At 68.4% G+C, this 13,615-nt stretch carries 7 protein-coding genes; 6 read left to right on the top strand and 1 reads right to left on the bottom strand.

The window, feature by feature from the left end; genetic code table 11:
• The first annotated feature begins 85 nt into the window (after nucleotides 1-85).
• The 5 genes from DVH23_RS05535 to DVH23_RS05515 all read left to right on the top strand — a co-directional run bounded on the left by DVH23_RS05535 (nucleotide 86) and on the right by DVH23_RS05515 (nucleotide 10,353).
• The gene (locus tag DVH23_RS05535) at nucleotides 86-343 is read left to right on the top strand and encodes a hypothetical protein (RefSeq protein ID WP_114576446.1); all 258 of its coding nucleotides are present in this window, start codon (nucleotides 86-88) and stop codon (nucleotides 341-343) included.
• A 200-nt stretch (nucleotides 344-543) separates the two neighbouring features.
• The gene (locus tag DVH23_RS05530) at nucleotides 544-2,565 is read left to right on the top strand and encodes an ABC transporter substrate-binding protein (protein ID WP_114576445.1); all 2,022 of its coding nucleotides are present in this window, start codon (nucleotides 544-546) and stop codon (nucleotides 2,563-2,565) included.
• Nucleotides 2,566-2,692: 127 nt separating this feature from the next.
• A complete protein-coding gene (locus tag DVH23_RS05525; RefSeq protein WP_114576444.1) occupies nucleotides 2,693-4,423 on the top strand; it encodes a family 20 glycosylhydrolase in 1,731 nt (576 codons plus the stop codon).
• Between the two features lie 184 nt (nucleotides 4,424-4,607).
• Nucleotides 4,608-8,861 carry a PKD domain-containing protein gene (locus tag DVH23_RS05520; protein ID WP_114576443.1) on the top strand — a complete coding sequence of 1,418 codons (4,254 nt, stop codon included), beginning with the start codon at nucleotides 4,608-4,610 and terminating at the stop codon, nucleotides 8,859-8,861.
• A 67-nt stretch (nucleotides 8,862-8,928) separates the two neighbouring features.
• Nucleotides 8,929-10,353, top strand: a complete 1,425-nt coding sequence (locus DVH23_RS05515) for a sulfatase-like hydrolase/transferase (RefSeq protein ID WP_114576442.1) — start codon at nucleotides 8,929-8,931, stop codon at nucleotides 10,351-10,353.
• On the opposite strand, the gene DVH23_RS05510 is transcribed toward DVH23_RS05515, so the two are convergent.
• Nucleotides 10,354-12,393 (bottom strand): gamma-glutamyltransferase family protein, encoded by a 2,040-nt coding sequence (locus tag DVH23_RS05510; RefSeq protein WP_114576441.1) that lies wholly within the window; start codon nucleotides 12,391-12,393, stop codon nucleotides 10,354-10,356. It lies immediately after the preceding gene.
• 126 nt (nucleotides 12,394-12,519) lie between these two features.
• On the opposite strand from DVH23_RS05510, the gene DVH23_RS05505 reads away from it, so the two are divergent.
• Complete coding sequence (locus DVH23_RS05505) at nucleotides 12,520-13,614, top strand: M14 family zinc carboxypeptidase (RefSeq protein WP_114576440.1); 1,095 nt, start codon at nucleotides 12,520-12,522, stop codon at nucleotides 13,612-13,614.
• The last annotated feature ends 1 nt before the right edge of the window (nucleotide 13,615 follow it).

Raw genomic sequence — 13,615 nt, 5'->3', positions numbered from 1 at the left:
CGGGTTCGGCAGTTCCGGAGGCCTCGACTGCGGTCCAGTGGTAATGTTTATGTGCCGCTCCCGCGAGACGTGACCCAGAGGTACCATGGCATCACCCGACGAGAACGCGAGCCCGCGGCGGCAATTCCTGTACCGGGAGCTCAAGGTACTTCGGGGGTCGCTGCTGCTCTCGACCGTCGCCATCGGCGTCGTCCTGTTGGGCGTCGCGGCGGTCTTCGAGAGCGGTCTCACCCTCACCCGAAACGACGGCGTCCTCGCGGGGATGCTCGGCGTGTTCGGCATCTCGGCGATCGTCGTCGGCGGGACGTTCTACCTGCTTCTCAAGGCGGTCCACCGGACCTGATACGGTCGGACGTTCGCCAGTGTTGCGCCGATCGCGAGACGGAAGTGCGATCGATCGGTGGTAGCTGCTCCGTTCCCATCGGACGACGTCGGGTCGTCGCGTCGGAAGCGGCGTACGGGATACCGCCGCCCCGGTGGTCGTGATAATCTCTCCTGACGACCGGTAGTTATTTGTGACAGTGTTCGGAATACGCGTATGGTATGGCAAATCCTGACAGGTATGATGCGATCGAGTCCGCCGAGGAGTTCCTCTCCCGGCGGCGGATGTTGGCGGCGAGCGCGGCCGCGGTCGGCTCCGGGCTCGCCGGCTGTCTCGGCGGCGACGACGGAAACGGCAACGGGAATGGCAACGGAAACGGTAACGGCGGGAACGGTAACGGCAATGGGAATGGCGGGAACGGTAACGGCAATGGGAATGGCGGGAACGGTAACGGCAACGGCAACGGCGGAAACGGGAACGGTAACGGCGGGAACGGAAACGGCAACGGCAACGATAGCGGCAACGGCGACTCCGGGGGCAACACCACCATCACGACCTTCATGCAGTCGATCCCCGGCGAGATGAACTTCAACCCGTGGGCGCCAAGCTATCCCTGGACGCCCACGTGGTTGTTGCTGGAACCGGTCGTCCGGTTCTTCCCCGACGGCTCAGTCTCGATGGAGATCGTCAGCGAGGACTGGGAGTACGACAGCGACAGTCAGGAGGCGACGATCCCGTTTACGGACGAGTACACCTGGTGGAACGGCGACCAGGTCACGGCCGCCGACAAGTACTGGTTCGAGGAGACTGCCCGACTGCTCACCCCCGAGGCGAGCGGGGTAGCACAGCTCACGCTCGAAGACGACGGACAGACCTACGTCAGGGAGTACAAGGAGCCCCAGAACCCGCAACTGCTCGAGTACTCGCTCGGGGGCTACCTCGGCGCGATGTTGCGAACCCACCGGGACAGCATGCGACCCTGGGCCGAGGAACTCCAGGACGTCTCGACCGACGAGGAGCGAACCAGTATCGAGGAACGGATGGCCGAGGAGGCGCCGCTCAACATCCAGACCGTCATGGAAGACGGGCTCGGCATGGGGCCGTTCGCGATCACCGACTACGACGAGCAGGGGATCTACTGCGAACTTCACGACGGCCACCCCTACGCCGGCGACATCGATATCGACCGACTCGACTACGTCCTCGCGGCCGACGAGGCCGTCGCCCAGAACATCATGGGCGGGGAGTACGACTTCGGGTTCGCGCCGCTTGCGAACTGGCTTGGCGATAGCAGGCCGGATCACTCGGAGACGATCGCGACGTACCAGGACACGTTCATGCGGAAGCTCGAGTTCATGATGCAGGGCCCCGGGTCTGCACACACCCGGAACCTGAACTTCCGGCGTGCTGTCGCCAACGTGATCAACATCGAGAACGTCTCCGCGAACAACTCCTCGGAGACCACTCCGCGAGCGCTCCAGACCGGGCTTCCCGAGAACGTGACCTCGGAGTGGTTGGGCGACTACGTCTCGGACTTCATCGAGTACCCCATGGGGACCAACGAGAGCGGGGCGGTGGAGCTTCTGGAGAACGAAGGGTACCAACAGGACGGCGACAGCTGGGTCGGTCCCGAGGGCGACGCGGTCTCGCTCGAGGTCGTCGTCCCCGCGCACAACCAGAACCCGGCCCGGACGATCACCGACCAGCTCTCGCAGTTCGGGTTCGAGGTCAACATGTCCGCGCTCGAGGGCGCGTCGTACAATGACCGGACCGAGGACAGCGTTGACTTCGATCTGACGATCGCCAGCCACGGCGCGCTCACCGCCCACCCGTCGTACTACTTCCGGCCGACGCACACGGCGGGCAACGACCTCGGCGAGCAGGGCGTCGTCGCGAGTGCGATAGAGGAGGGACAGGAACGCTCGCCGTACAACGGAAAGGAGCTGATCGTCGAGATCCCCGAGGAGGTCGGCCAGGAGGACCTCTCGGGATCCACCCAGGAGGTCAACCTCTACGAGCACTACCAGGAGTGGACCACGGCCCAGTCCGACGAGGAGAACCGCCAGTTCGCGGAGACGTTCAGCTGGCTGTGGAACTTCTATCTCCCCGGGATCGACATGTACGAGCAGATAAACGGCTCGTGGGGGAAGACAAGCGAGTGGAACTTCGAGGTCAACGAGGAGTGGGAGGCCTACCGTGGAGCCTTCCGCGCGCTCAAGCGCGGGTACATCTCGCCCCAGTAACGCCGCCCGGTTCGGTCACCCGACCGACCCGAACCGAGCTCTCCGGGGGGTCCGCTCGAGCCCCATCGCACCCGATTTCGGGCCGGGAAAACGGTTAAGCCGGTCGGTTCCCTCGCCACGAAACGTCATGAGTACGACCGAACTGCGCCTGGTGCCGAGGCCCCGCCACGCCCGGACCGGATCGGGAACCCTCCGGTTCGAGCCCCCCTTCGAGGTCTCCGCAGGGAACGGCCTCGATCCGGTCGCTCCCCTCCTCGTGGACCTCCTCGAGCGCGAGACGACCGAACCCGCCCGCCGCGTCCGAGCGGGAGCCGAGGGGGCGGACGTCCGACTGGAGATCACCGGCGAGCCGAGCGAGCGGTTCGACGACCCGGAGGGGTATGTCCTCCGTGCGGACCCGGACGCCGACGCCGCCCGGATCTCGGCGACGACACTCGACGGACTGCGCCACGGCTGCCAGTCGCTCGTCACGGCGCTCGCCCGGAACGGAGGGGAGTGGACGCTTCCCGCGTGTACGATCCACGACTGGCCGGAGACCGACTGGCGGGGGCTCATGCTCGACCCCGCACGCGGCTTTCTCCCCGTCGAGCGGGTCAAACGGCGGATCGACCAGGCCGCCCGGGCGAAGCTGAACCGGCTCCACCTCCACTTGCTCGACGACGAGGGATATGCCCTCGAGTCCGCGGCCTATCCCGAACTGAATCGAGACCTCGACGGCACCGAGCGCCCGTCGTACTCCCCGGAAGACGTCGAAGAGCTGGTCGCGTACGCAGGTCGGCGCGGGATCGAGATCGTCCCCGAGATCGACGTCCCGTCCCACGCCGAACACGTCCTCGAACGATACCCCGAGCTGCGGTGTACCGTCGAGGGCGACGAGGCCACGGACCGGACGATCTGTATCGGGAGCGAGGAGAGCCGCGAGTTCGTCGAGACCCTTCTGGAGGAGGTTTGCGAGGCGTTTCCGTTCGAGGTCGTCCACCTCGGAGGCGACGAGTGGGAGATGCACGGCCACTCCTGGGACGACTGTGCCGACTGCCGGCGGCGGATGGCTGCCGAGGGTTCCGAGACGCCGACCGACCACTTCTACTCGTTCGTCCGCCGACTCCACGGCTTTCTCGACGAGCGCGACCGACGGACGATGCTCTGGAACGACCAGATCGACGTCTCGGAGTCGCCCGACCTCCCGCGGGACGTCCTGATCCAGTTCTGGCGCGTCGCCGCCCCCGACCGCGGGCCCGTCGAGGGCTGTAGCATGGAGCGGTTCGTCGAGGAAGGGTTCGAGGTGGTCAACTCCTACGTCCACGCGGCCTACGTCAGGGGGTGGATCGGGGAGGAGTACATGCTCGGCTGGGCGCCCCGGCGCCGGCCGACCGTCCCCGAGGGACGCGAATCCCGCGTCGCCGGGGGCGAACTCGCCGCCTGGGAACCCTCGAGCGAGGAGCGCCGGGAGTACTTCGAGCGGGCGCTCCCGTCGGCGATCCCCCTGTTCGCCGACCGGCTCTGGAACCCCGATCCCGTCGAGAGCGGGTCTGCGATTTCCCGGGCCGTGACCCGTCACGCGCTGGGCCCGTTCGTCCCCGACGGGCTCGATGTCTACCGGGATCTCGGCGGGCTGATCCTCCCGACGAACTGGAAGCGCTCGGACCCGGACCCGCCGGCCCATCCGGATCGCTCGCTGCCGGAACTGTCACCCACTGAAGCCCGATCGGCCTACGAAGAAACGATCGGGGCGCTGACCGCCCTATGTGAGTCGGGGCGTGCGATCTATCCGGAGACCGCATCGGCCTACGTCGATTCCCTCGAGTGGCTGACCGAAGTCGCCGAGCGCGACGGCCGGGGCGTGCTCGACCGGCCTTGAAGACGGGGTAAAGCCGCCTCAACCACCTTCCTCGGGTGCCGATGGGCGATCGCGCTCCACCGACGTGAACCACGATCCCCGACCACTCTTTAGGACCGACAGTCAGCTTCGTGTATTATCCCTGTTGGATCGAAATTGATAATATCCAGAAGAAATATCTTTCGGAAAGGTAGTGTGGTTACTGATGGCGTCCGACAATCATCGAGAGGACGGCGACTGGTCCCGCGAGGAACTGTGTTCGGTGATCGACCGCGTCCGAGGATTCGACGTCTCGCGGCGTTCCATGCTGGCAACGACCGGGGCGGGGATCCTCGGCGGGCTGGTGTCCCAGACCGGGGCCGCCGCCGAGGAGGACGGGCAGTACCACCGCAAGACCCGACCGACGATGTGGACCGAAGGGGATCGCACGAACGCCCAGGAGAACATCGATCGCTACGACTGGGCGGAGAACAGACGCAACAGCGCAGTCCAGGGGGCGGAGGGACGTCTAGACGCGTACGACCGCGACCTCGACGAACTGTGGAGTCTGGTTACCGCCCAGGACGTCCCCCGTGCCGGCGGCATCGCCGCCGAGCGAAACGTCCTGGGGGGGATCAGTAGCCCGGGAACCGACCGTCCGTGGAAGATCGAGACGACGGTCTCCGATCCCCACGGCGAGGGGAACCTGGTCCTCCCGACGAACGACTTCGGAGCCTATCGCGAGAGCGGACTGGACGACCGAGGCATGTTCGATCCCGACCTCGCGGACGACTCGCTGCTGGTCAACGAGGAACACCCCGAGATGGGCGAGGGCTGGGGCGTAGACGACGGCTGGGGGTGGATCGACGGCGAGGACGACCTCGGTCTGGGCGAGGGCAACCGCTGGAACCTCGTCGCCTACTACAACCACTGGTTCGTCTGGCGACCCGGCGGAATCAGGCGGATCCTGGCGTCGTTGTCCGACGGCTACCTGCTCGCCGAGGATCCCGAGTACGCGATCGCCGGGCTGGTACTGTTGGACCGCATCGCCGACGTCTACCCCGAGATGACGATCGCGGACTACCAGCAGAACGCCGACGGCTTCTGGAACAATCACGGCGGCCGACAGACCGGGCGGATCATCGGCTCCCACTGGGAGGGCAATCTGGCTCGCAACCTGCTCGTCGCCTACGACGCGTTCTTCCCCGCCCTGGACGACCAGGACGTCGCGGACGCGGTGGTCGAGTTCCTCGACGGAAAAACCCAGGAGTATCCCGGACTGGAGGGCAAGGACTCGGTCGAGGCGGTCCGGGAGAACATCGAGGAGAACTACGTCCAGGAGATGCTTCCCGCGGCCAAGGACTCACAGATGGCTCCCGGACGGGGACAGCTCTCGGCGGTCGCGATCTCGGCGCGGGTCCAGGACGACACGCGCGAGGGCGGCTACACCCGCGAGGCCCTCGAGTGGGTGTTCCAGCCCGGCGAGGAGGTCTTCGACGGCGACGTCTGGAACGAGGAGCCCGAGAACTGGTATACGACGGGCGGGAACGTGCTGGCCCCGATCGTCGACGAGGCCGACCGGGACGGTTACTGGCACGAGGGAGCGCTCGGCTACAACCGGATCCGGATGTCCTCGATCCGCCAGGTCGCCGAGAACCTACAGGGGTACGACGGGTTCGACGGCGCGAACCTCTACCAGCACCCGAAGTTCCAGAACGCCCTGAAGATCAACGCCGACCTACTCCTGCTCGACTCGTTCTCGCCCGCGCTCGGCGACACCCACTACCCGTCGGGGACCGAGTGGAGCACGAGCGCCATCGAGGCCGGCTACGAGGTGACGGGCGACCCGGAGTTCGCCCAGTTGTGGCACTACTCGAACGGCTACTCGACGGCGGGGATGCGGGGGTCGATCTACGACGCCGAACCCGAGGGCCTCGCCGACGAGATCCAGTCGGTCATCGACGCCGAGGGTCCCCTCGACGTCCCGAGCCAGAACCTCGCTGGCTTCGGCTTCGCGGCGCTGCGCGACGGGGAGAACTACACTGCCGGCTCGTTCGGCGTGACCTACGACACCTCCGAACTGTTCGCCGACGCCTCCGCGGCGACCGATGACAGCTTCGACGAGGCCATCCAGTTCGAGGCCGAGGAGGCGGGCGAGTGGTGGACCTTCGAGTTCGACGTCGAGGAGGCAGGCGAGTACGAACTCGAGATCGAAGCGCTGTTCGTCGATACGTACGGGATCTACGACCTTTTCATCGGCGGCGAACACGTCGACACGATCGATTTCATGGCCGACGGCAGCGGCCGGGAGGTCCTGACGTACGTCCGGGAACTCCCCGAGGGGACCACCACGATGCGCTGGGAGTGTATCGGCCAGAACGACGACGCGGGCGGCTACAGCATGGCGCTGTACTACCTGACGCTGCTCGACGAACGGGAGCGAGAGCGAAAGGAGAAGGTCACCCTCGGGAACGTCAAGCGCGCGGTCTGGATGTACTACGGCCGCAACGGCGTCGAGGGCGGAGGCACCTCACACGCCCACCGGGACACGCTCCAGATCGGCGTCGCGGCCCACGAGATGGACCTCGCTCGGGACGTCGGGTATCCGGCCGAAACCGGGGCCCATCCCCCGAGCCGGATGTTCACCGACAACACGATTAGCCACAACACCGTGATGGTCGACGAACGCGGCCAGAAACACCACTGGGTCGGCAATCCCCGCCACTTCGAGGGCGACGACGAGCGGGTCGACCTGATCGACGTCGAGGCGCCACACTGTTACGACGCCACGGAGGAGTACCGCCGGACGACCGCCCTGATCACCGTCGGCCAGGAACGCTCCTACGCGGTCGACTTCTTCGACGTCGCCGGCGGAGACCACCACCGGTACGGCTTCCACGCGACGAAAGCCGAGGTCACGACGGCGGGACTCGATCTCGAGGCCCAGGAGGGCGGCACGCTCGCCGGCCCGGACGTTCCCTACGGCGACGACGACTACGACAGCGAGCGGGATCCCCGCTCTGCTGGCTCCGGAATGAACTACTTCGATAACGTCGAGCGCGACGACGATCCGTCGGAGAAGGTCACCGTCGACTGGGACGTCGAGGACCACTACAACTTCCGGGACGACGACGCCGAGGAGGTCCATCTCCGGCTGACCAGCATCGGCGAGTTCGACGAGGTCGCCCTCGCCGACGCCCATCCGCCCGACAGCAGCGGCGGGTCCGCGCCGGAGGACGATCTGAGGTACGCGTTCTTCGACCGGAGCGCCTCGGACATCGAGACAACGTTCACGTCCGTGATCGAGCACTACGAGGGCGACCGTGCCGTCGAGTCGATCGAGGAGGCCGACGTGACCGGCGGCGAGGGCCACGCCCTCAAAATCGAACTCTCGAACGGGCGCACGGACTACGTGGTCCGTTCGCTCGACGGCGGGGCAACGCTCACCGTCGACGACGCCTTCCAGTTCGAGGGGTTCTTTGGTCTCTATTCGCTCGAAGAGGGCGAGTCCGAGTACGCCTACGTCCACGACGGGACCCGACTCCAGCCCACGGCCGACGGCGAGTTAATCGGGGAGAACGCGAACGCGGTCCGCGGGACCGTCGAGGACTTCACGAGGGGGATGACCCTCGACAACGAACTCGAGGCCCGGATCGAGGGGGACCGCCGTCACGTCGATCGCCACGCCGGCTTCGTCTACGTCGACAACGACGACACCAGCCCCTACCACGAGAACTCGGATCCGAAAGACCGGATCGACGAGCGCGACCAGCGCGGCCGGGGCAACGGCGCCTACCCGATCGAGGGAGTCGAGTCCAGCGGGAACACCCTCGCGTTCGACGTCGGGACGAAGACGTTCACCCGGGACTTCGTCGATCCCGAGCAGTTGGAGGACGGCGGCTACCACTACGTCATAAGCGAGGGCGACGACCTCCGGGTTCCGCTGACCGCGTCGTGGTCGCCCGGCGGCGAGCGGCCGCCGGTCGCCGAGGTGCTCGAGGTTCGTCGGGAACACTGGCTCGACGAACGCGAGTACATCCTCGAGATCGTCGGCGACGACGTCTGGGCGGCCGACTGGGAGTTCGGCGACGACACCCGCGCCTCGGGCCACTACGTCCGGCACACCTACGAGGCGGACGGAACCTACGAGGTGACCCTCACCGCCACCATCGACGGAGAGGAGTACACCTACACGGAGACGATCGAGGTCGAGGGCGGACCGAACGACGGCGACGACGGCCCGCCCGCCGAGGAGGTGTTCGAGGTGCGCCGGGAGGACTGGCTCGGAGAGCGCGAGTACGTCTTCGAGATCGTCGGCGACGACGTCTGGGACGCCGACTGGGAGTTCGGCGACGGGAGCGAGGCCTCCGGACACTACCTCCGACACACCTACGAGGAGGCTGGAACGTACGAGTTCACCCTGCTCGCGACGATCGGCGGGGAGGAGTACGTCTACGCCGATACCGTCGAGGTCGAGTAGATCGGCGCCCCCTCCGGGGCCTTCGAACGGGCACCAGACGTAAGGCGGAATCCGTCGTAGCCGGCGTATGGCCGATCGACCGAACGTGCTGTTGATCACGACCGACCAGCACCGGGGAAGCGCGATCGGGGCCGATCCTGCTGTTCCCCGGGACGGCCACGGCGATCCGCTGGTCCACACGCCGACGCTGGACTCGCTCGTCGGCGAAGGGGCGATGTTCTCCCGGGCGTATACCCCGGCGCCGTCGTCGATCCCCGCCCGGCGGTGTCTCTGGACCGGCCGGCGGCCCGCGAACGCCGACGCGACGACCTACCACGGCCGACCCTGGACGTTCGAGCCGACGCTTGCCGGGCTCCTCCGGGAGGCGGGCTACCGGACGCGACTGACCGGCAAGACCCACGCGATCCCGGCGGGCAACCGGATCGGGTTCGAGGAGACGGTCCTCCATACGGGTCTCTCGGGACGCGAGGACGACTACTCCCGGTGGCTCGCCCGCGAACGCGACGGCGCCGACGAGATCGGCCACGGCGTCGGGCGAAACTCCTGGGACGCCCGGCCCTGGCACGTAGACGAGCGGGCCCACCCGACGGTCTGGACCACCGACCGGGCGATCGAGTTCCTGACCGACCGGGACCCGACGCGCCCCTTCTTCCACTACGTCTCCTACGTCCGGCCCCACCAGCCCTACGACCCGCCGCGGGCCGCCTGGGAGCACTACGACGGGCGGGAGATTTCCGAACCGCCCGTGGGCGACTGGGCGAGGGAGATCTACGGCGACCGGGTTCCGGCGCATCCGCCGACGAACGCCTGGCTCGCGGACCTCCCCCGCGAGGTCGTCCGCCGGGCCCGGGTGGGCTACTACGGCTCGGTGACCCACGTCGACCGCCAGATCGGGCGGCTGCTTCGGGCCGTCGACCTGGAGGACACCCTCGTGATCTTCGCCTCGGACCACGGCGACATGCTCGGGGACCACGGCCTCTGGCGGAAGACCTTCGCCTACGAGGGCTCCGCCCGGGTCCCCCTGATCGTCCGTCCCCCGGACCAGGATGAGCGTACGAGGGGCCGGCGGATCTCCCGGCCGGTCGGGCTCGAGGACCTCCTGCCGACGATCCTCGAGCCGGCGGGCGTCGAGGTTCCCGAGTCGGTCGACGGCCGGTCGCTGTGGCCGCTACTGGACGGGGACGCGGAGTGGCGATCCCACTACCACGGCGAACACGGGCCGACCTACGACCCGGAGACGGGAACCCAGTTCCTCGTGAGCGAGGACGCGAAGTACGTCTGGCACCCCACGACGGGCGACGAACTCCTCTTCGACCTCGCGGACGACCCCCTCGAGACCCGCAACCTCGCCGGCGAGCGCCCCGACGAACTCATGACGTGGCGCGACCGGCTCGTCGATCGGCTCGCGGGCCGGCCGGAGGGGTTCACCGACGGCGACCGACTGACCCCGGTGACGGCCGAGGAGGGCTGGAACCGAACCGGATCGTCGTGATCAGTTCGGGCCGCGACCGGGGTGGTCGCCGCCGTGGCCCGGCGGGTCGCCTCCACGGCCGGGGTGGTCGTCGTCCTCTCCCGGCGGGCCGCCCGGATGGTCGTCCTCCTCGCCGAGCCCGGGCGGGCCCCTGCCGGGGACGTCCGCCGGGGGGCCCCGCGGCGGGCGGCCGACGTCCTCGCCGCCGGCGCCGGCGACGCCGCCGCCCCGGCGGGGGTCGTAGACGCCCAGCGGGCCGTCCCGGTCGACGGCGACCATCTGCGTGTCGCCGAGCGGTCCGGTGGGCTCGTCGGCCATCGAATACCCCATCGCCTCGAGCCCGTCGATCGTCGCTCCGGGAACTGCCTCCTCGTACTCGCCGGTGAAGACGTACATCCGCGGGTGGGCGACGGCCTCCTCCAGGTCCATCCCGTACTCGAGGACGTTGACGAGCACGTCGGCGACGACCTGGGAGATGACGATGCCGCCGGGCGAGCCACAGGTCAGCAGGGGCTCCCCGTCCTGAAGGACGAGCGTCGGCGCGGCGGTGGTGTTGTACCGACGCAGCGGGCCCAGGCGGTCGGGGCCGGACTCGCCGAGCTGGGCGATCGAGTTGTTGAGGAAGAAGCCGTAGCCGGGGACCACGGCACCGGTGCCAAAGCCCGAGGAGAGCGTCCCCGTAAAGGAGACGACGTTTCCCGCCCCGTCGGCGACCGAGAAGTGGGTCGTGTCCTCGGTCGTCGGCGGCTCGAACTCCCCGGGGACGTTCGCCTCGCTCACGTCGACGGGCGGGTCGGTCGTCCAGGGGTCGCCGGGCTGGCGGGCCCACGGGTCGCTCTCGGCACCCAGGAGGCCGGGGTTTCGCTCGTCGGGGTCGATGAGATCCCGCCGGCTCGCGATCAGGTCGTCCGAGAGGATCCCTCGAACCGGGACGTCGACGAACTCCGGGTCGGCCGTCGTCGTGATCATCGGGTCCTCGATCGCCGCGCGGGCCGCCCACGTCCGGTGGTAGCGCGTCGCCGACAGCGGATCGGCCGGCAGCTCCATCCCATTCAGGATCTTCAGCATCCCGGGGACGACGAGGCCCCCTTCGACCGGCGGCGGCGCCGAGAGCACGTCCACCGAGTTCCCGATCGTCGGATGGGGGTCGTCGTAGGTCACCCGGGTCGGCGGATCCACCGTCGGCCGGTAGGCCCGGAGGTCGGCCATCTCCATGACCCCGCCCGCGTCCTGGACGAGGTCGACGATCGCCTCGCCGATCTCGCCCCGGTAGAAGGGGTCGATCCCCCCCTCCTCGATCAGCGAGAGCGTCCCCGCGAGGTCCTCCTGGACGACGAGGTCGCCGGCCTCGAGGGCCTCGCCGTCGGGTGCCCAGATGTCGAGGGCGGCGTCGTTCATCCGCCAGACGACTGCCGAGAGGACGCTCGCGACCCGCTCGTCGAGTTCGAACCCCTCCGCGGCGATCTCTCTGGGTCGGGTCGCGAGGTCGCTCAGCGAGCGGGTGCCCCACCGCTTGAGCATGACGTCGAGCCCGCGCAGCGTCCCGGGCGTCCCGATCGAGATCCCGCCATAGTATCGCTGGGCGGGCGGCTTCAGGTTCCCGTCGTCGTAGCGCATGGCCGGCGAGGCATCGATCGGCGCGCGGGCCTGGCAGTTCAGCGTGACCGGCCGGTCCTCGCTCGCGGCGTAGCCGACCAGCATCCCGCTGCCGCCGATCCCGGAGCCGTAGGGGTCGACGACGGTCAACGCGAGCTGGACCGCCGCGGCGGCGTCGAAGGCGTTGCCGCCCGACTCCAGAACCTCGGCGCCGACCTCCGCGGCGATCGGATGGGAGGCCGAGACCACGCCCTCGGAGTCGTGGATCGACTCGACCTCCCAGCCCTCCTCGCTTCCGTCGTCCCCGTCGTCGCCCTCGTCGGCCGCCGCGCTCCCGGAGACGCCGGCCCCCGAGAGCGCGAGCGCGACGGCCGTTCCCCGCATGAACCGCCGCCGGTCGGGCTCCCGTGAGACGCTCTTCTCCGACTCGTCGCCGCCGCCCTCTTCTCTGCCAATACCTGACATGGCAACGTCTAACTCTCCCTGACTCTCATTAAATCTATTGGTTATTTCCGTAAAGAACGTCGTCGGCAGCCGCACCTCCCGGCCGCTGGAGAAACTTTAACCCGAACGGCTCCGTCGCTCGACGGTATGAGAGAGGAAACGGACACCATGACCTACGCGGAGGCGGTCGAGCGGATTCCCGACCGCGACTTCCCCGAATTCTGGGTCGGCGACCGCGAGACGCTCGTCGACCGGCTGGATGCCGTCGATCGCGGGCGAATCGAGGAACTCGCCCGGTCGCCCGGCGGCCGACCGATCCACGCCGTCACCTACGGCGGGTCGGCCGACCGCGACCACCGGGCGAACTACAACTCCGCGGTCGCCGCCCGCGACCCGACCAGCTACGCCGACCGCGACGAGCGCGACCGGCCGGTCGTCTTCCTCCTGGGACCGGTCCACGGCCACGAGGTCGAGGGACTGACCGGGCTCTGTAACCTCCTGTCGGTCCTCGAGACGGGTCGGGATCTCGCGGGTACCGAGCGGCCGACCCTGGAGCGCCTCGCGGATCGCTGTCGGCTGGTCGTCGTCCCCTGTGGCAACCCGGACGGCCTCGCCCGGTTCGAGCCCCGATCCCTCCACGGAATGACCCTCGCCGACCTCGAGTTCTGGGGTCAGGGCACCCGGAGCGACGACCGCCTCGTCGGCTACCCCGACGCGAAGGGACTGCACCCGATGGCCGGCGAGGAGGTCGCCTTTCTCGGGTGTTACTTCGACGACGACGGGGTCAACCCGATGCACGACGAGTTCTTCGCGCCGATGGGGCCGGAGGCGCCCGCCATTCTCGAGGCGATCGGTCAGGAGGCCCCCGACGCCACGCTCTCCTTGCACAGCCACGGCTATCCGCCCGGGTTCGTCCGCACCTCTTACGTCCCCCTCGAGGCCCAGGCCGACGCCCGGGCGATCCACCGGTCGTACAACGAGGCCCTCCGTGAGCGGGAGCTTCCGGCGTACGACCCGATCGAGGTGAGCGCCGAGAGCGGCGACCCTCCGCCGTACTTCAACCTGCTGAGCGCCGCCCATCACGCGAGCGGCACCCTTCCCCTGCTCCACGAGTCCGCCCACGGGCTCGCCGACGGCCACGCCGGCGACATCGACCACGGGGGGATCCTCGAGGCCCAGTTCGCGCTCTACGAGGTCGTCCTCCGGCACGCTCTCGACGGCACGGCAGGTACAGCGACCTGAT

Origin of the sequence: Saliphagus sp. LR7, assembly GCF_003344565.1 — an archaeon.
GTDB lineage: Archaea > Halobacteriota > Halobacteria > Halobacteriales > Natrialbaceae > Saliphagus > Saliphagus infecundisoli.
This window is presented reverse-complemented; position numbering and strand designations above follow the sequence as displayed.